The organism is Marinobacter sp. es.042, assembly GCF_900188315.1.
Lineage (GTDB): Bacteria > Pseudomonadota > Gammaproteobacteria > Pseudomonadales > Oleiphilaceae > Marinobacter.
In genome coordinates this window covers 673,600-692,661 of the sequence record NZ_LT897781.1, presented here as the reverse complement: position 1 = coordinate 692,661, position 19,062 = coordinate 673,600, and the positions used below count along the sequence as shown (strand labels likewise).

The 19,062-nt window shown below is 58.2% G+C and carries 20 protein-coding genes; 4 read left to right on the top strand and 16 right to left on the bottom strand.

Going from position 1 to position 19,062, the window contains the following annotated elements:
* Nucleotides 1-87: 87 nt before the first annotated feature.
* From CFB02_RS03375 to CFB02_RS03310, 14 genes are all read right to left on the bottom strand, one after another.
* Nucleotides 88-435, bottom strand: a complete 348-nt coding sequence (locus CFB02_RS03375) for an Hpt domain-containing protein (RefSeq protein ID WP_088556879.1) — start codon at nt 433-435, stop codon at nt 88-90.
* Nucleotides 428-2,185: a PP2C family protein-serine/threonine phosphatase gene (locus tag CFB02_RS03370; protein ID WP_088556878.1), complete on the bottom strand. Its 1,758-nt coding sequence runs from the start codon at nt 2,183-2,185 to the stop codon at nt 428-430. Before CFB02_RS03370 ends, CFB02_RS03375 begins: the two co-directional genes overlap by 8 nt.
* A 24-nt stretch (nt 2,186-2,209) precedes the next feature.
* The gene (locus CFB02_RS03365; RefSeq protein WP_053112487.1) at nt 2,210-2,515 is read right to left on the bottom strand and encodes an STAS domain-containing protein; all 306 of its coding nucleotides are present in this window, start codon (nt 2,513-2,515) and stop codon (nt 2,210-2,212) included.
* 122 nt (nt 2,516-2,637) lie between these two features.
* A complete protein-coding gene (fliJ, locus tag CFB02_RS03360) occupies nt 2,638-3,081 on the bottom strand; it encodes a flagellar export protein FliJ (RefSeq protein ID WP_014577633.1) in 444 nt (147 codons plus the stop codon).
* Nucleotides 3,081-4,475 (bottom strand): flagellar protein export ATPase FliI, encoded by a 1,395-nt coding sequence (gene fliI / locus CFB02_RS03355; protein WP_088556877.1) that lies wholly within the window; start codon nt 4,473-4,475, stop codon nt 3,081-3,083. The genes fliJ and fliI overlap by 1 nt, the downstream gene beginning before the upstream one ends.
* Nucleotides 4,456-5,349, bottom strand: a complete 894-nt coding sequence (locus CFB02_RS03350) for a flagellar assembly protein FliH (protein ID WP_088556876.1) — start codon at nt 5,347-5,349, stop codon at nt 4,456-4,458. The genes fliI and CFB02_RS03350 overlap by 20 nt, the downstream gene beginning before the upstream one ends.
* Nucleotides 5,349-6,392, bottom strand: a complete 1,044-nt coding sequence (gene fliG, locus CFB02_RS03345) for a flagellar motor switch protein FliG (RefSeq protein WP_088556875.1) — start codon at nt 6,390-6,392, stop codon at nt 5,349-5,351. Before fliG ends, CFB02_RS03350 begins: the two co-directional genes overlap by 1 nt.
* Entirely contained in the window at nt 6,385-8,094 is a 1,710-nt protein-coding gene (fliF, locus tag CFB02_RS03340) for a flagellar basal-body MS-ring/collar protein FliF (RefSeq protein ID WP_088556874.1), read from the bottom strand. The genes fliG and fliF overlap by 8 nt, the downstream gene beginning before the upstream one ends.
* Nucleotides 8,095-8,109: 15 nt before the next feature.
* Nucleotides 8,110-8,478, bottom strand: coding sequence for a flagellar hook-basal body complex protein FliE (gene fliE / locus CFB02_RS03335; protein ID WP_088556873.1), 369 nt, complete (start codon nt 8,476-8,478; stop codon nt 8,110-8,112).
* 251 nt (nt 8,479-8,729) lie between these two features.
* On the bottom strand, nt 8,730-10,193 hold the full coding sequence (locus CFB02_RS03330) for a sigma-54-dependent transcriptional regulator (protein WP_088556872.1): 1,464 nt from the start codon (nt 10,191-10,193) through the stop codon (nt 8,730-8,732).
* Nucleotides 10,194-10,205: 12 nt separating this feature from the next.
* Nucleotides 10,206-11,444 (bottom strand): sensor histidine kinase, encoded by a 1,239-nt coding sequence (locus CFB02_RS03325; RefSeq protein ID WP_088556871.1) that lies wholly within the window; start codon nt 11,442-11,444, stop codon nt 10,206-10,208.
* Nucleotides 11,445-11,674: 230 nt separating this feature from the next.
* On the bottom strand, nt 11,675-13,126 hold the full coding sequence (locus CFB02_RS03320) for a sigma-54 dependent transcriptional regulator (protein ID WP_088556870.1): 1,452 nt from the start codon (nt 13,124-13,126) through the stop codon (nt 11,675-11,677).
* A 70-nt stretch (nt 13,127-13,196) separates the two neighbouring features.
* Nucleotides 13,197-13,526: an SOS cell division inhibitor gene (locus CFB02_RS03315; RefSeq protein ID WP_088556869.1), complete on the bottom strand. Its 330-nt coding sequence runs from the start codon at nt 13,524-13,526 to the stop codon at nt 13,197-13,199.
* 17 nt (nt 13,527-13,543) lie between these two features.
* Nucleotides 13,544-14,902: a DUF1329 domain-containing protein gene (locus tag CFB02_RS03310; RefSeq protein ID WP_088556868.1), complete on the bottom strand. Its 1,359-nt coding sequence runs from the start codon at nt 14,900-14,902 to the stop codon at nt 13,544-13,546.
* Nucleotides 14,903-15,126: 224 nt separating this feature from the next.
* Here CFB02_RS03310 and CFB02_RS03305 point away from each other — a divergent pair, with 224 nt between their 5' ends.
* Both CFB02_RS03305 and CFB02_RS03300 read left to right on the top strand, forming a co-directional pair.
* Nucleotides 15,127-15,639, top strand: a complete 513-nt coding sequence (locus tag CFB02_RS03305; RefSeq protein ID WP_088556867.1) for a DUF6586 family protein — start codon at nt 15,127-15,129, stop codon at nt 15,637-15,639.
* A 51-nt stretch (nt 15,640-15,690) separates the two neighbouring features.
* A complete protein-coding gene (locus tag CFB02_RS03300; protein WP_008177453.1) occupies nt 15,691-15,951 on the top strand; it encodes a hypothetical protein in 261 nt (86 codons plus the stop codon).
* Nucleotides 15,952-15,955: 4 nt separating this feature from the next.
* On the opposite strand, the gene CFB02_RS03295 is transcribed toward CFB02_RS03300, so the two are convergent.
* Entirely contained in the window at nt 15,956-16,447 is a 492-nt protein-coding gene (locus CFB02_RS03295) for a cell division inhibitor SulA (RefSeq protein ID WP_008177450.1), read from the bottom strand.
* 42 nt (nt 16,448-16,489) lie between these two features.
* Complete coding sequence (gene lexA / locus CFB02_RS03290; protein WP_008177448.1) at nt 16,490-17,101, bottom strand: transcriptional repressor LexA; 612 nt, start codon at nt 17,099-17,101, stop codon at nt 16,490-16,492.
* A 215-nt stretch (nt 17,102-17,316) separates the two neighbouring features.
* Between lexA and CFB02_RS03285 the strand changes: the two genes are divergently transcribed.
* Together CFB02_RS03285 and CFB02_RS03280 are read left to right on the top strand one after the other, a co-directional pair.
* Complete coding sequence (locus tag CFB02_RS03285; protein ID WP_088556866.1) at nt 17,317-18,318, top strand: amidoligase family protein; 1,002 nt, start codon at nt 17,317-17,319, stop codon at nt 18,316-18,318.
* Nucleotides 18,311-19,045 carry a gamma-glutamyl-gamma-aminobutyrate hydrolase family protein gene (locus CFB02_RS03280; RefSeq protein ID WP_088556865.1) on the top strand — a complete coding sequence of 245 codons (735 nt, stop codon included), beginning with the start codon at nt 18,311-18,313 and terminating at the stop codon, nt 19,043-19,045. Before CFB02_RS03285 ends, CFB02_RS03280 begins: the two co-directional genes overlap by 8 nt.
* The last annotated feature ends 17 nt before the right edge of the window (nt 19,046-19,062 follow it).

Genomic DNA, 19,062 nt, shown 5'->3' with positions numbered 1-19,062 from the left:
GGTTAATCCACTCAATGCGAAGGACAAAGCAATTGTGATGCCAGCACACACCTGCTTCGCCTGACAAACGGCCTGAATCGACCTGATTCACCCTACCATCAAGCCATCCAAGCCTGCGATTACCTGTTCGAATTCCCGGGCGATGTCATCCACTAATCCCGAGGCATCGTCCAGCCGGGACTCCTTTCCTGCTATTTCCGCCTTCAGGCAGAGAGCGCCAAGCCGTGGGGCGCCAATATTGATACAACTGCCCTTGAAGCTGTGGGCCGTCTTGGCAAAGGCGTCACTGTCATCAGCCCCCAGGGCTTCTTGCAATCCCCGAATCCTGTCGCGGGAATCTGCAACATAGGTCTGTATCAGCACCTCGAATTCGTCCTCCATGACGTCTCGAAGCTCAGCCAGTGCCTCCTCGTCCAGGTGTGGTTTATCAGTCATCTCGATTCTCCGCTGTACGGGCGAACTGCCAATCATAGACAATTTCAACATGATTGCCCTGTTCATGAAACCTGATGGTCTCCGCCAGACGTTTCAACAGCAACAGGCCCCGCCCTGCATAGCGCCCGCTCTTCGTTGGGGAATTACCGGGGGCCACGTCGGGATGATTGTGAAAATCAAACCCCTGGCCGCTGTCCTCACAGATAACACGAAGCCGACCTCCCTCCGGTTTCAGGGAATGGTGAAGTGTGAACCGGATGTAGTGACCCTCCACGTTGGCCAGGCGCCGATTGCGCTCCGCGTAGTAGCGGCCAAAGCCCTCCGGTGTGTGTTTCCATTCTGACGGGAGTTCCAGAACACCGTGCTCCAGCGCGTTGTTGTAAAGTTCCGCCAGCAGGGTATAGATTTCACCGCTCTTCCGTCGAAGACCCGGCACCTCCATGCAGATATGAAGCAACAGAGGCAGAGGACTGAACTCTCCGAGGGTCCTTTCCCGGATTTCATAGCTGCAGCGCCACTCCGCCGGCCCGGCAAGAGCAGACGGTGCGGCACGATCTGGCAGGGCAGCCAGCCCCGCCTCGTCCATCATTTCCAGACAGCAGAGCGTCAGGTCATCGCCATCCTCAAAGTTTCCGGTGAACCGGTGAACCGCGGACATCATGGCATCGAACGGATGGTCGCCACCTTCCAGCCGGTCAAGCGTGCCGGTGACGCCCTGCTCACCGAATACGTTGCCGGCGCTGTCGGCAGATTCCAGAAAGCCGTCGGTCATCATCAGCACCCTGTCACCAGGGGCGGCACCAACCCTCTCGAAATCGGCATTGAACTGATCCGGCGCAAGGATACCGAGGGGAAGATGCCGCGATGGCAGTGCCAGGAGCTCTCCGGTGGTCCGGATCAGCCAGCCATCCGGCAGACCGCCGTTCCAGATCTGCAGCTGATTAAGTTTGAAATCCGCCTCGATCATGGCGCCACAGCAGAACATGCCCGTGGGCAGAATCCGTTTGAGTTTCTGGTTGATCTCGCGCAACACGTCCTGGCCGTTAAAACCCTTATTGGCCATGCCGTAGAAGATCTCGGCTACAGGCATGGCGCCGATGGCAGCCGGCAGACCATGGCCGGTGAAATCCCCCATGAAGATCAGCATCCCGCCCGCCGGCCGCGGCGAGGCAAACAGCACATCACCATTGAAAATGGACTGGGGCGAAGCGTGATAACGAATATTGGAGGCATCCAGGCAGCCGGAATGAGCCACGTTATCGAAGACCCGCTTGGCGATTTCCTGCTCTTCGGTAAGTTGTCGGTTGCGCTCACGAATGAGATCCCGCTGATCCGAGAGGGTCCGGTGCATCAATCGCATTCGGTTGAAGGCCTTGATCTTGGCTTCAATGATGATCCGGTTATAGGGCTTTCCCAGGAAGTCATCGCCGCCAGCCTCCAGGCATCGGGCCAGGGCACCGGCTTCAGAGAGGGAGGTCAGGAAAATCAGGGGGACCAGCCGTTCGCCAGCCAGGAGCTTGATCTGACGGGCCGCTTCCATGCCATCCATGACCGGCATCAGGGCATCCAGCAGCACCAGATCCGGCGCCTCCCGCTGGAAAACAGAGACCGCGTCCAGCCCGTTTGCCACATCAAGGACTTCGTGCCCCAGCCGCTTCAGCAGTGTTTTGAGGATCAGGCGATCGCTGTCTGAATCGTCAGCGATCAGTATTCTCAGGGGACGGCTATGTTCTGCAACGGAATCATCCATGAGTACTCCGGCAGTCCGCGAGCGTCAGCGGATATTGAAAAGTTGCTCGAAATTGGAGATTGAAAGGATACGACGGACATCGTTATTGCAGTTTTCGATGACGATTCCGGCACTGTCACCTCCAGCATAATCACGGAGCAACAACAGCATTCCCAGCGCCGAGCTATCCAGGTAGGTGGTGTCAGACAGGTCCACAATGTAATTCCGGATGTGCGGATCACCGTGCTCGTAGGCATCACGGAACGCCTGATGGGTGCTGAAGTCGAAACGCCCCTCTATCCTGATAACAAGAGTCTGACCGTCATCATCGCGACGCGTCTGGATCGGCATTCCAAAACCTCCCGGGCTATCAAGAGCAGCATTTGACCGGCGAGTTCTACCAGCCCTACATCCGTTAAGGATAGCTGAGTGGTCTGATTTTGCATCTGTATTTGCTTGATGCGGAGCAAGATTCAGCGACGACGTTGGTTGAAGGCCCGCCCCGCGGCCTCATCCGAAAGCTTCTGTTCCCGGAGATCCTGCTCCCTCTGCTCCTGCTGGCGGCAGGTTTCTATGTATTTTTCCATGCCACGCCGGCGCTCCCAGGCGTGCTGCCATTCCTTTTTGCGCGCCTCGAAGACCTTTTCCGCCTGCTCCAGCTGCGTCTGCTGCTGCCGGATTACCTGATCCAGTTGCGCAATAAAGGCCTGCCACGCCTGGAGCCTGGACACCTGCACAACCCCCTGCTGGCTGTTGCGAATCTGATCCCGGTACTCCTGCTGGTAGCGATTCAGGTTCTGGACTTGTTCGCGCTGCTGCTCCGCCAGCTTCCGGGCCTCGCCCATTCGCTCCAGGGCTTCCTGCTCCTTGCGCTCCTCCAGGGAAAGAACCACTTCCAGGCGCCGCGAGCGTAGCATCAGGCATCACCTCCGCCGCCGGCTGCCAGATTCGGCACGGCCGACTTGCGCCGATCGGGGGAGCGACGCTCTGGCACCACCGCCAGCAACTGATCAACACTTTCCTTCAATGGTGCACTCTCATTCAGGCCCTGCTGCAGGAACTGGCGCATATTGCCGATGTGAGTGATGGCAAAATCGGTCTCGGGATCGGAACCCTTCACGTAAGCGCCGACAGAGATCAGATCCCGGGCCTGCTGGTACCGTGAATAAACCTGCTTGAATCGCTGGGCCCTGGAAAAATGTTCGGTCTCGGTTACCTGCGGCATCACCCGGCTGATCGACGCTTCCACATCAATGGCGGGGTAGTGTCCCTCTTCGGCAAGCCGGCGGGAGAGTACGATGTGGCCATCCAGAATCGCCCGGGCAGCGTCTGCAATCGGATCCTGCTGGTCATCGCCTTCGGTTAGTACGGTGTAGAACGCCGTGATAGAACCACCTCCGGGGCGACCATTGCCGGTTCTCTCCACCAATTGGGGCAGTTTGGCAAATACTGAGGGCGGGTAGCCTTTGGTCGCCGGCGGCTCACCCACGGCCAGGGCAATCTCCCGCTGGGCCTGGGCGTAACGGGTCAGCGAATCCATCAACAGGAGCACGCGTTTGCCCTGATCCCGGTAATACTCGGCAATCCGGGTGGTCAGCATGGCGGCGCGCAACCGCATCAGTGGCGAATCGTCCGCGGGTGCGGCCACCACCACCGAGCGGGAAAGGCCCTCTTCGCCCAGGATGTCTTCGATAAACTCCTTTACCTCGCGGCCACGCTCACCAATCAGGCCGACCACGGTGATGTCGGCATCGGTAAAGCGGGTCATCATGCCCAGCAACATACTCTTGCCCACGCCACTGCCGGCAAACAGACCCAGGCGCTGCCCCTGGCCGACGGTCATCAACGCATTGATCGCCCGAATACCCACATCCATCGACTGCCGCACCGGGGCGCGGTTCAGCGGGTTGATAATATCGCCGGTGAGCGCGACGCGAGCTTCGGCCTGCAAGGGACCTTTACCGTCCAGGGGCTCGCCACTGCCATCGACCACCCGGCCAAGCAACTGGGGGCCGACCGGCACCCGGCTTGCGGCAGACAGAGGCACAACTCTAGCACCGGGCTTGAGCCCCTCGATTGCTGTCAGGGGCATCAGATACACCCGGTCGTCCTCAAAGCCCACCACTTCCGCCTCAACATTACCGGTGTTCTGGCCGAAGATGACACAGCGGTCACCGACCACCATGGGGCAGCCGACACATTCGAGGGTGAGGCCCACCATGCGGGTCAGTCGGCCGGAAAGTTCAGGCTCGGGCTCGTTTCCCAGGAAACCCTGAAAGCGATTGAGGCGATCAGCGAGGCTCGAGGTCATCACCGTCACCTGTATTTTGCGCCGGCTTCGGATCGTCTGAGGAATCCCCGGTTTCCGGGGAATCCAGCACGTCCCGATGGAAACCGGTCAGGTCTTCCATCATGGAGTCCAGTTCCTCGGTTTCTCCGCCCTCACTGTCGCTCATCTGCTGATCCAGCATGCTCTGCACGGCCCGCTGGAAACGTTTCTCAACCGTGAAATCCACCAGGCTATGGCGGGTTTCCACCTTACAGCCACCGGGCAGGATACTGGCGTCTTCAATGACGGAAGCGGACGCATCGAGGCGCGCGGTCACCTCGCGAACCATTTCACAGTCTTCCGGGTTTATATGGATGCGGATGTTTTCCGCGGTGGAGGGTAGCGCCTCCATGGCGCGGCGAACCACGTGACGGATCTGGGAGGAGTCGATGGTCAGTTCACGATAGACCACCGCCCGGGCCAGAACCGTGGTCAGATTGACCAGAGAGGTTTCAAGTTCGTCCTCGTGGCGCCTGATGGGCAGCAGCAGCTCACCGAGCAGATGTTCGAGACGGTCAAGCTTGGTGTCGATTTCCTTGCGCGTATCGTCGTAGCCCTGGCTTTTGCCTTGCTCCCTGCCCTCTGCCAGGCCGGTTTCCAGCCCATCCTGACGGCCTTCCTCCTTGCCGGCCTTCAGGCCATCCTGGTAACCCTGTTCCCGACCCTCGTTATAGCCGTCTTCCCGGGCCGCCTCGCGAATCTCGTCAATGTCGGCGGCGGTCAGGGGTTTGACCTCGCGCTCCTCTTCCCGCGCTACTTCATTGCCGCGGGCATCCAGCAGAGGCAGCTCCCACCGTTCATAGGCGGTCAGCTGTTCCTTGGGAATGCGATTAACATCACGGGTGGAATCTTTCATCACATCATTTCTTCGCCGGCACCGCCGAGGGAGATTTCACCGGCCTCGGCCATACGGCGTGCAATGGTGATAATGTCTTTCTGGGCGGATTCAACTTCGCTGACCTTGACCGGCCCCTTGGCCTCAAGATCATCCTGCAGCAATTCCGCAGCGCGTTTGGACATGTTCTTGAAGATCTTGTTCTGAACCTCCTCGTCGGCGCCCTTGAGGGCCACCACCAGCACTTCCGAGGACACTTCCCGCAACAGCGCCTGGATTCCACGGTCGTCCACTTCCTTGAGGTTGTCGAACACGAACATGAGGTCTTCAATGGTGCTGGCAAGGTCCGGATCCATATCCTTTATGGAATCCATCAGATTGCCTTCGATGCTCCGATCCATGAAGTTCATGATGTCCGCTGCCCGCTTGACCCCGCCAATGCGGCTGGTTTGGGAGGCGGCGCCACCCGAGAACTGCTTCTCCAGGATATCGTTGAGTTCCTGCAAAGCCTGGGGCTGGATACTCTCCAGTGACGCAACACGCATCATCACATCAAGGCGGACCTTATCATCCAGGGTGCCAAGAATTTCAGCGGCCTGATCCGGATCCAGGTAGGAAATAACAATGGCCTGGATTTGCGGGTGTTCGTAGCGAATGATGTCGCCAACGGCCCGGGGCTCCATCCACTTGAGGGTATCGAGGCCGGTGGTATTGCCGCCAATCAGGATGCGATCGATCAGGCTGGATGCCTTGTCGTCGCCGAGCGCCTGGGTGAGCATCGTCCGGATGTACTCGTCATTGCCTACGCCAAGCCCGGTCTGGCCGCCTACGGCATCAACAAACTGGTTCATCACGTAGGTCACTTCGTCCTTGCTGACATCCTTCATCTGGGCCATGGCCACGCCCACACGCTGGACCTCTTTGGGGCCCATGTGCTTGAGGATTTCTGCGGCATCCGCTTCGCCCAGTGACATGAGCAGAATCGCAGCCTGCTCCACACGCGGAATTTTCCGCTGCGGCTTTGACGGCTCACCGCCACCCTGTTGATTGGCTTGCTCAGTCATCGACGTTCACCCACTGGCGCATTACCTGTGCGACCCGCGCCGGGTCTTCGGCAATCAGCCCTTTCAATGCGTTCAGCTGCCTATCATAACCGTCTGTGGCACCCGGCAAAAGCAGATCATCCTGGGCGGACATGGCCTTGCGGAGCTCATCTCCGCCCTCGATGTCATCAAGGCCCCCGTAACCACCGCCACTGCCGGAGCCGGAATCCAGGCCGCGTTCCCGCTGGCCACCGCCGGACAGGCTCTTAAGCGTTGGGCGCAGCAGCCCCAGCACGAGCACCAGAATCACCAGGCCTGCGAGCACTTGCTTCATCAGATCCCAGAACCAGGGCTGTTCCCAGAAGGCCGGAGCCTCGAATTCAACGGATTCTTCCTGCGCAAATGCGGTATTCATCACCGTAACACTGTCACCCCGGGCGGCTGAATAGCCCACGGCGTCCCGAACCAGCATGCTCAGGCGCTGCAACTCCTGCTCCGGCCAGGGCTCGTAGCTGACTTCGCCCGTTTGTGGATCCACTACTTTCATGTCGTCCACCGCCAGAGCCACGGTCACCCGCTTGACTCTGCCCAGCTCCTGACGTCGGTAGCTGACAGTACGATCCATTTCATAATTCCGCGTGGATTCACTTCGCACATTGACCGGAGCTGGCGCCGCCTGCTCACCATCACCGCCGGCAGCCTGCTCGGGCACCGTAGCATTAGCCGGCGGCTGGTTGGTCAGCGCACCGGGAATGCCGCCCTGTGCGCCGGTAGTGCGCCGTTCGGTCAGCTCACGCTCACTGCGCACCGCCTGCTGTTCGGGGTTGAACAATTCCTCTGCCTGCTCCACCGAGGAGAAATCGAGATCCGCCGACACTTCGGCACGATAGCGACCATCACCCACAATGGGGCCGATGAGAGAGGCAACCCGACGTGTCAGACGCTCCTCGACTTTGGAGGTGTATTCATATTGGTCCGCCATCTGATCCGCACCGCTCTGACTTTGCTTGCCCGTCAACAGATTGCCGTTTTGATCGACAACGGTAACGTGTTCCTTGCTCATCATGGGAACACTGCCGGCAACCAGATTCACAATAGCGTTGATCTGTTCCTGTTCCGGCCGGCGACCAGCGAAAACTTCAAGAAACACCGAGGCAGAGGGATCGCGGGCATCGCGAACAAAGACAGAGCGCTCCGGGATAGCCAGGTGCACACGGGCATTCCGAACGCCACGCATGCTGGCAACGGTGCGGGCAAGCTCACCCTCAAGCCCGCGCCGATATGAGATGGTTTCCATGAACTGGGACGTGCCGAGACCACGTTCCTGGTCCAGCAGTTCGTAGCCCATGGTTTGACGATCGGTGACACCTTCGGCTGCCAGCTTCAAACGGGCGTTGTAGACCTGATCCGAGGGAACCAGTAACGCGCCGGTGCGCGGATCCATCTTGTAGTCGATACCGTTGCTTTCGAGGATGGTGGTCACATCCTGGGGATTGTAGGATGAAAGATCACCCACCACCGGCTGATAGTTCGGCTCCTGAGCCCAGAGCACGACCGCCAGCCCCAACGCCACGCTGGCAGCAAGCCCCACCATCAGGCCTATCTGGCGCAGCAGGTTGAGCCGGTTGAACCCCATGAACAGGTCGCTACGGCTCTCTGGCGCGTCTCCCTCCCGGGCTGTGGGCATGTTGGAGGCATTGGTTTCTGCAGGTACGCTGGCCATGACTCTGCTCCGTTATCAGATCGGCATGTTCATAATGTCTTCGTAGGCCCGAACCACCCGGTTACGTACCTGGGTCAGCGCTTCGAAGGAGACAGAGGATTTCTGGGCGGCAATCATCACACGGGTGATGTCTACGTTCGGATCGCCCATGTCGTATGCGGTTCGCAGATCCCCCGCCGTTTTCTGGGCGTCACTCACGTTGTTCACCGCGTTGCTCAGCATGTCATTGAAGCTGGGCGTCTCCTGGGTTTCCTGAACCTGGCGAGGGCCGTCTATGCGGCCACGAACCGATTGATCCTGTTCGACCCGCTGGTTCTGCATCATCTGTGAACGCAGGGACCGGATATCGGACAAAACACTGTTGATGTCGGCACGCTGAACCATAACTCTCTCCTGGCTCCGCCCTCCCAGGGACGGAATTGCTCTTGGGATGATCTTAGCTCCGATCAAGCAATTGGCAGGCCAAGTAGATTTTAGGTATTTATATCAGTAGTTTATGAACCCAAGGACGGAGTGGTCGAAGTGCCATGACGGACTTTTGACGATGGGCAAGCCGCGCCCACCGGCATGGGGAATCGAAGATAAAAAAACGGCACCCCGAGGGGTGCCAATGAAGGAGTTCGTCTTGCAGGGGGTCAGACCAAGGCCATCTCGGCGTCCAGATCGATTCCGGCGTCGCGCATCTGGGCCAGCTTGTACCTGAGCGTCCGGGGGCTGATCCCCAATTGCTCTGCGGCCCTGTTGCGACGCCCACGCTCTTTCCGGAGTGTCTGAATAATAATACGGAATTCCTGCTGCCTCAGATCATCGCCCAGGGAAACCGCCCCTTCCGGTTCGCCGTTCTGTTCATCACAGGACTGCTCGAGGGACGAAACACTCTGGCCTGAGAAGCCAGGATCGCCCGCCATGCTCGAAGTGGTGTCAGCATGGGAAACCGACTCCACGCTGCGAAGGTCCGGTCGCCCGGTAATGCCCAACTCCAGGCACAGATCCCCAGAATGAATCACATTGCCCTGATGTAGCACCAGAGCTCGCTGGATGGCATTATCCAGCTCGCGGACATTCCCCGGCCATTGGTGATGCATGAGCGCGCTCCTGGCATCCTGGGCGAAGGTAATCCCGGTCAGCTTCATTTTGCGGCAATGCTTTTTAAGCAGCGAAGTAGCCAGTGGCATGATATCCAGCGGCCGCTCCCGGAGCGGCTGCCAGTGCATCGGGAACACTGTCAGACGGTAATAAAGGTCTTCCCGGAACTTGCCTTCGCGAACGTAATCCGCCAGATCCCGGTTGGTGGTCGCTACAACACGGACATCCAGGCTGATGGTCTTGCGGCCACCAACCCGCTCCACTTCCCGCTCCTGCAATACCCGCAAGAGCTTGGACTGAAGCCCCAGATCCATCTCCGAAATCTCGTCCAGCAGAATGGTGCCGCCGTTGGCCTGCTCGAATTTGCCGGGCGAGGAGGCGACGGCACCGGTAAAGGCACCTTTCTCGTGACCGAACAGGATAGCCTCCAGCATGTTTTCCGGTATTGCAGCACAGTTGATCGCCACGAATGGCTGCTCTGACCGCGGGGACTGCTGGTGAATGAACCGGGCAAGGACTTCCTTGCCGGTTCCGCTTTCCCCCGAGATCATGACGGTGGAATCGCTTCCAGCCACTTTGGTCGCCAGCTGGAACATCCGCTTGCTGATCGGGTCTTCTGCCACCGGCTCATCACTGGCTTTCTCACGCCCGCCGCCAACAACCTTGCTGACGGCATCCACCAGGAAACGCGGTTCGAATGGCTTCACCAGATAATCGATAGCGCCAGCCTGCATTGCGGATACCGCGTCGCTGATCTGACCATAGGCCGTGATAAGCATCATTGGCAGCCCCGGATACAGCCGCTGGACCTCAGCCAGCAACTGATGTCCTGACAGACCCGGCATGTTGACATCGCTGACCACCATATCCACCGGAGACTCTGCCAGTCGCTCAAGCGCTTCGCTGGCATTCGACGCTTCCCGCACCCGAAACCTTGCAAGTTCAAGGGTCGTTACCAGCGCTTCCCGCAGGTCATGGTCGTCCTCAACAATCAGAATCTGGGCCTTAGCCATGGTTGCCTCCGATCAGTTTCTGTTACGTAATTGCGGCAAACGCAAGGTGGCTACAGCACCGCCCTGCTCCGGCGATTCAATGGAAAACCGCCCCTGATGCGCCTTGATGACGGCTTGCACTACCGCAAGTCCGAGCCCCGTACCATGGGACTTGGTTGTGTAAAAAGCTTCGGTCAACCGGGCTGCGTCTGAGGACTCAAAACCAGGGCCGTTGTCCACAACCCGGATGACCAGTTCCCCGGTTTCCTCGGTTACCCGAACCGCCACATGGCGAGCGCCGGCCTCCAGGCTGTTATTCACCAGATTGGTACAGGCGCCAACAAGAGCATCCCGATTACACATCAGCCGGCAGTCGCTGGAGATTTTGTTCTCGAGATTCACTGTGGCGCCTGGAGCCGGCTTGAGCCCCTCGACTGCCGATGCCAGTGCCGAAACCAGCTTGCCGGCAGATAACTCCTCGGCCAGCCGGGTTTCGCCCCGGGCGAAGATCAGCATGTCCCGCACCTGCTGCTCGAGGTGGGTCAGGCGCGACATCAGACGGGAAGCACAGCGCTGCCGCATTTCTTCGTCGAGATCTTCCTGACCAAGGTGACCGCCATAGAGGATAGCGGCAGACAGGGGGGTACGAATTTGGTGAGCAAGGGATGCGACCATCTTGCCCATGGCAGACAGACGCTGGGCGTGAGCCAGCTGCGCCTGGAGATGCCGGGTTTCGGTGAGGTCTGTCAGCAGAATCAACTGACCGGGCTGGTTTTCCATGGTCCGGATCTCGATGCTGACCCTGCGGCCATCCTTCAGAGACACTTCGTGACCATCGTCCCGCCGGGGCGCAAAACAGCGATGAATAACATCAACCCAGCGGGCACCGTCGAGGGGCTCCCCCAGAAGCGCAATGGCTGCCGGGTTGGTCTGCGTTACCACGCCCTGGCTATCCAGAACAACAACGCCGGCAGGCAGTGCGTTCAGCAAAGTAGACAGACGATCAGCCAGCTGCTCTTTTTCTTCAAGCTCCTGCTGGCGCTGAAGCGATTCCTGGGTCAGCTCGCCGGAAAGCTGGTTGACCCGGGATTCGAGGGTCCGGTAGGAGTCAGTGATCTGCCGCGACATCCGGTTGAACAATTCCAGGGCGGTATCCACCGCCTCATCGTCCTGCTCCGGAAACAGGGCGGTAACCTTGTCATTGACGTCCGCCGCAGCGTTGGTCTTTGTGCCGCCCGCGCCGGACTGAAGAACAAATTGTGCCTGACTCATAACCTGACTCCCCGATCGGCCCTTCGATTCGGACCAAAAAGTTCGGATTCTTCGTTTACAGGTCCTTAAGCCAGCACCGTGCCAACTTGATTTTTTCTATATATTTCATGAGGAAAGAGAATTCAGAAAGAGAGGGATGCCAATTTTACGTCGGTCAGAAACGGGAACGGCGCCTCAGGTTACGAACCTTTGACGCCGCTTCAGTAGCTTTAGAATCCGGACGATCCGGCTCAGGACTCCTCGGATTCCTCTTCCCTCAGCCCGTACTTGCGAACCTTCTCTACCAGAGTAGTGCGTCGGATCCGCAGCTTCTCGGCAGCCCTGGCCACAACACCGCCGGCCTCGTCGAGCGCCTGCTGGATTAACTGCTTTTCGAGGTTGGAGAGGTAATCCTTCAGGTCAATACCGTTCACCGGCAGCAATGCCGGGGCATCCAGGCCCACCAGGCCAGGAATACCGGCAGGCATCCCGGTGTCCTCCACCGGGCGATTCTCATCATAGTCGTCAACGTAGCGGAACTTCTTGGGCAGCTCCTGCACGCCGATTACACCGTAGGGATGCATGATCGACAGGCGCTCAACAAGATTCGCCAGTTCACGCACATTGCCGGGCCAGTCGTGCCGGCACAGGCTCATGATAGCCGCTGAATTCATCCGCAGCGATCCACGCTTCTCTTTTTCCATCCGGGAAATGAGTTCGTTGATCAGAAGGGGAATGTCTTCCACCCGGTCACGCAGGGCCGGCATCTCGATGGGGAACACATTCAGGCGATAATAGAGGTCTTCCCTGAAATCCCCGGACTCAATCATGTCTTCCAGGTGCTTATGTGTGGCGGCGATTACCCGCACATCTGCAGACTGGGTGCGATTGCTTCCCACCCGCTCGAACGTTCGCTCCTGCAGAACCCGGAGAATCTTGACCTGCATGTTGAGCGGCATGTCTCCGATCTCATCGAGAAACAGAGTGCCCCCCTCGGCCAACTCGAAGCGCCCTACCCGGGCCGTGATGGCACCGGTAAAGGCCCCTTTTTCATGGCCGAACAGCTCGCTTTCCAGCAGCTCCGCCGGAATAGCGCCACAGTTCACCGGAACAAACGGTTTATCCCGTCGGGAAGAATGGTAATGCAGGTTGCGGGCGACCACCTCCTTGCCGGTACCGGACTCACCGGTAATAAGAACGCTGACGTCCTTATCCGCCACCTGCTCCATCAGCTGGCGCACCTGCTGGACTTTTCGGCTGGTTCCTACAAGGCTCCGGAAGAGCTGCAAGCCGCGCTGCTGGCCACGCTCCCGGGAGCGACTAAACTGATCCCGATAGATCTGGGCTCGGTAGAGCGAATCAACGAACTTGGTGTAATTGAGCGGCCATTCCATGCGAGCAATGATGCGACCGCTGATCTCATCAGACAGCCCCTTGAGCTCAGGGTGACCAACAACCAGAAACGGAACGCCCTGAACGGCATCACAGACAGCGGTGATCGCCTCGGTGGCTCCTGCATCCTCGCCATTCACCACCGCGACGGCGATATCTGAAAGGCTTTCCTCATCACCGCTGCTCAAAAGTGCCCTGGCTTCATCGCCGGCAAGGACCTGCTCCTCGCCAATAAACTCAAGAATGGTGACTATGTCCCGCAATCTTGAATCATCCTCGCTCAGCACGAGCACTTTGTTAATTTTAGACATTCAACCGAATCTCTTTGGGGATTTGTGCGGTATTTAAGACTGTAAGACCCCCAGAGTCAATTTTATGACGCTATTTTGGTCGATTCGAAGAAACGTTCTGGTAGGCCTTCGCCGCACTCCGGTTCCTGTTTACACCCTTCAGGCCATCTTCCGCCTCCTTGCGGGCCATTCGGGCCGATTCATCGGCGGCGTCAATAAACTGCTGTAGTTCCTGCAAGCGGAGCCTCACCGGCTCCGCATCAACCTCTCCCGCTTCCAGGGCAGCCATCAGCGGCTCGACTGCCGGCTTCACCTGCTCGTTCAGCCCGGCCATCGCTTCCCAGTCCTTTTCTGCCAAGGCGCGACCGAAATCCGCCATCAGTCGATCCAGGTGGTCCAGGTGGGCTTGCGGGTCTGCCATGTCAGTCTCCTTGCAAATCAGCGGCGGGCGGCTCGGCGGGCGGCAGAGGCAGTAAATTCGTTGCCGCGAAACCCCGGGGCGAAATCATACGCCGGGAACCCATTATCCAGCCCGTCAACGTAATAACGCTCCGCCTTCAGGTCGTAAGTCATTTCCATGGTAGTCCAGAATACCGGCTCACTGTAATAGCTGATGTTGTGCGCTTCCGACACGCGCCACAGATTTCCGTCGGCATCGTATTCCTCAGACGCCAGGATCTGCCAGCTGTCTTCATCCACGTAAAACACCCGGCGATCATAGATGTGGCTGATACCGGTACGGCGTTTCGCTTCAACTACCCAAACCCGATGCAGTTCGTAGCGGGTAAGCTGCTGATTGATATGGCCCGGACGAATCACATCGTCGGCTTCGATTTCCGGCCCGTGAAGCTTGTAGGCATTGTAAGGCACGAACAGCTCTCGCTTGCCTTTCAGTTCCCAGTCGTATTGGTTAGGCGCGCCGTTATACATGTCTTTCTGGTCGACGGACCGCAGCGAGGATGAATTCGGTAGATCGGTTTCGTAGGCCAGGTTGGGCGACCGGCGAAGACGACGCGAACCGGAATCGTACCGCCACGCGAGACGGGGCGACCGCACCTGGTCAAGCGTTTCATGCACCAGAGTGATGGTGCCTGCCAGTGAGGACGGCGAGATAGTGTCCGTCTTCAGGTAAAAAATCTTGTTATCGATTTCCGCCAGCTCCGCGCCCCTCTGGCTGTATGCGAAGAAGTAGTCGTAATCATTGACCACCGGGTTGTAGGAGCCATCCCTCTGGGGCGTTGCGGAGGCACTACGCAGGGAAATTTCTTCGCCCCGATAGCGCAGGATATGGTTCCAGATAACCTCCAAACCATTTTTTGGAATCGGGAAGGGACTGGTCATGATGGTGTCGCGAACGCCGTTGCCGTTGTCCAACAACTGCGCTGTCAGCGCGTTCTCACGAAATTTGTCGTAGACGTGCTCGGGAAACGCGGCAGTCCGTCGGGTCTGGTAAACCGGCATGAAGAAGTCAGGCCCATACTTCTCCAGCATGGCAACGTGACCGTCTGAAAGCTTGTCCCTGTATAGCTCCAGGTTGTTGGAGGTAATAACGAAAAGAGCCTCATCTTCGGGAAACGGGTTAGTTTCCACTTGCCCCTCACGCCAGCCGTCCGGCGGCGTGGCCAAACCTCCGGTCCATTCGGGTATGCTGCCTGAGCGGTTGCCCGCCTTTTCGGCTCCGACCGGGGTCAGTTCAGCACCCAGCCGCTGAGCCTCAGCGGCCGTGACCTTGGACAGGACCTGTCCGGAAAACCCGAGAAAAACCAGTGCGACACCTGCAACGAGTTGGCTTCGCATCCCTTACACCTCCAGAAATTCATGCTGTTGGGTAGCCGCCACGAGCAGAACTCGCACAGCCGGGCGCCTTTTTGCCAAATTCAAACGGTCGTTTCAAGTGAATGTTTGTGTTTTATTGTGAAACCTGGCCGCACAGAGAATGGGAGAAATTTGATAGCGAAAATGATATAGTGACAAATTAATTTTTCGGGGTTACACCCGCGCTGGGGGATTGAAGGTATTCCATGGCCTCGCAATGGCACTCACTGGTTTCTCAAAAGCTCTTTCTCGCCCGCACGCTGCTTCAGCCACTCGACCGACCCACAGACGAGGCTCAAGACCAACGTCCCAACGAGGCGGAACAGGCGCTGCGCCGAGAAGCCGCTATCCAGGGAGCGATTGAGCTGCTTCTGCGGTCTCGAAAACTGTTGGTGGTCATGATTGCGAGGCTATACCAGAGAAAATCAGAGGAACCTTCAACCCTCGATGAGCTGGTCGCTCTTATCGGGCCAGGACCGAGTGAAGTTGGGCGCCTGAAGGAGCTGGAACAGCGATCCGGAAGTTGGTGGAACCATCTTGAGCAACTCGAGCGCGCCCAAAGCAGACCCCCGGCGACCAAAAAAACCGTGAGCGAGGAAAACATCATTGCGGTATCGGCCGATTCCGGCCCGGATCGATCGTCGGCTGCTTTGATGAAAACGCTGACCGCCGTCAAACATTTTGCCGACGATCTGGAAGAACAGCACAGCGAGTGGTAAGCCACTCTCAGCTCCGGTTATTCAAATCGTATTAACTTGAAGGTTTACTGAATGTCACCATCGTTTTTTGAAATCGTGCAATTGACCAATGGCGATTACGCCCTGCGCCGCATTGATGATGACAGTGCGCCACTGGTAAAAATCTCTTTTTCGGAAGAAGCCCGGGAAATGATGGAAGACCGGGATATGTCGGTTGCCAAAGCAATGATTGCAGCTGGCATTGAGGCTGTAGGCAATGTTGCCCACGATATCGACTGGGAAGATGACGAACTGGACGCCTCAGACGCCCAGCCCTCCTACACTCTGCATTGATCGGTTAACGCTGCCTGAGAACGACGCCGTGGCTATTACCCTCGGCCGAGGCTCTTTGCAGGGATTCGAAGGCAGTTCGCCCCAGTTTACGGGTCCACATGACCACCGCGTGACAGGTGCCGGCACTGAGGGCTCGCTCTGCCAGGTCCTGGGCAGGATAGTCCGGTGTTGAACGCAGCACCAGCAATTCGCCGGCGACAATCCCGTGCATTTTTTGCCACTTGCTAACCAGCGCCTGGGGCGGGTCGATCCAGGCAAGCCAGCGCTTCTCCTGATTCAGCTGGGTCAGCATTGGCAACAGCAGCTGGAAATTTTCTACCTGGCCTTCCGGCAGAATGATCTCCGTCACATTGCCACAGACTTTGGGTTCGGTGGTTTCCGGAGCGCGTCGGGCGCGAATGACGGAACGTCGCTCGCGGGCGGCGGTTGCCGACACTGAACAGGACAGAGCATTGGGGTTGTAGGCCAGATTCTGATTAAAGCTCATTTGTTCCATAATTCACCCGTTATTCAAACTATCTGAGGCTATCCGAACCGCTCAGTGCAGGTCAGAGCGGCGGATAACACCAACACCCAGACCCTCGATGAACAGCTCCTGTTCGGTAAGGTCCACTTCGATCGGTGCGAATTCTTCGTTTTCGGCAATCAGGTAGACCTTCGAGCCTTCCTTGCGGAAACGCTTTACCGTAACCTCATCGCCAACCCGCGCAACAACCACCTGGCCGTTGTGAACATCCTGGGTACTGTGAACTGCCAGCAGGTCGCCATCGAGAATACCGATGTCTTTCATGCTCATGCCCCGGACCCGCAGAAGATAATCTGCAGACGGCGAAAAGAATTCCGGCTGCAATGTGCAGTGGTCCTCGATGTGCTCCTGAGCAAGGATCGGACTACCGGCAGCGACCTGACCAATGACCGGGAGGCCCAGGTCCTCTTCCGCCTCAGGCAGACGGATGCCGCGGCTGGCTCCCGGCACCATCTCGATGGCACCTTTCCTTGCCAATGCCCGAAGGTGTTCTTCCGCGGCGTTGGCCGAACGGAAGCCCAGTTCTGCCGCGATTTCAGCACGAGTTGGCGGATAGCCGGTCTCGTCGACGTATCGGCGAATAATATCCAGTACCTGGGACTGCCTTGCTGTCAGCTTCATCAAGCTACTCCGCTATATCGGGATCGGGCCGCTGCAAACATCAACCTCTCGTAAGAGCGGCTCCGGCGGCCCTGTTTTTTTATACAGTAAACTGACTATATACAGTGTTTTATCCAGTGTAAAGTCGGCTCCCGGATTTTCTTGCAACCGCTTAATAATGAGGATCAACAGCGGTGTGATATGGTTAGGGTACTATTCCTCACGAACCAGGGAGCACCATGACTCAAGTCAGTGCCTGCAGGATGCCTGACATCCTAGAGACGAACGAAGGGAAGGAACGGCGGGTTGGCGTCGAGATCGAACTGTCAGGTCTGGGCTACGATGAGCTGGTTGCATTGGCGGCGAAGATGCTGGAGGGCACACCTGAGCTCAAGTCACGCTATGTGACAACCTTGCAGACAGCTCTTGGCGACTTCACGGTTGAGCTTGATTCCGATCCGATCAAGGATCTTGATCTGGCGGATGAGCGCCTCCCCGAGTCCATTCGTGAACTCGGTGGACAGGCGATGGATGTGATCGACGCCGCGGCCGAACGCGTGGTACCCCTCGAGATCATAAGCCCACCCCTGAAGTTTTCCAGCGTCGAGGTGATTGAAACGCTCGTCGACAAACTCAGGAACGCCGGTGCACTGGGTAGCCGGGACGCCATCTATTTTGCGTTTGGCCTGCAGCTTAATCCCGAGTTGCCCGACCTCAGCCCCGAGACCCTGGTTCGTTACTTCCAGGCGTTCGCGGCCCTATATGAATGGCTCAAGCATCGGCATCAACTGGACGTCAGCCGCAAATTTACTACGTACATCGAACCCTGGCATGGCCGCTACACCGAGCTCCTGATGGAGGATAACTATCATCCAAACCTCGGGGAGCTCATGGAGGATTACCTGGAGTTCAATCCTACCCGGAATCGCGCGCTTGACCTGCTTCCACTGTTTGCCCACCTGGACAAGGAACGGCTGGAACGCCACGTTCAGGACCCCAGGATAAAAAGCAGGCCAACCCTGCATTACCGGTTGCCGGATTGCGACATCGACAATCCCGGCTGGCATTTCTCAACCGTTTGGAACGACTGGGTCGTTCTGGAGCAACTGGCCAACAATCCCGAAGACCTGGCCGACATGCGGCAACTGTTCCGGGAGCGGCGCAAACTGAATCTTCACAACCTGACCCACAGCTGGCGGGAAACCACTGACGACTGGCTGGCCAAAAACGGGTATGTCTGAAGAGTCCAAAGAACAGGAACTTGAGGTTCCGGGCCTGACGATCGGCATCGGTGGTCCCGCTCGAAAAAGCCTTGCCCATCGCCTGATCAGCCTGGGTCTGCGCCTCCACGGTGCCCGGACCCACTATATTCGCCCCGGTTCACGGGTTGCCGTACCGATGCTTGATGGCCTGGTGCTGTCAGGCGGCACCCACGTCCATCCTGAACGTTATGGGCAGGAGCCACAGGTTACCGCCAACTATGACCGCAAGCGGGATAAAACCGATCAGTCACTGCTTGAGCAGGCTGAAGCCATTGGCATTCCCGTGCTCGGGATTTGCCGCGGCGCCCAGTTCATCAACGTTTTCCACGGCGGGTCCCTGTGCCAGAACGTGACACCGCTGAGGGTCAATACCCGGCATCGCCCACTGCTCTTGCCCCTGCAAACCGTGCGACTGGTAACGCACAGCCGGCTTGAGCAAGCCATGCGCTCCCCGGTGATCGGCGCCAACCGGATTCACAGCCAGGCCATCAAGCGCCTGGGCCGCAACCTGCGCGTGACCGCCGTGGACAATGATCTGTTTGTACAGGCTATTGAAAGCACCGGACGCCAATGGCTAACCGGCATCCAATGGCACCCGGAATACCTGCTCTACCATGGCGGACACCGACGCATCTTTGGCCAGTTCGTGGATGCTGCCCGCCGATACAAACTGGCGCGCCTGGAACCGGATTCCGACGACGCCTGATCCATCAACGGTTTCCA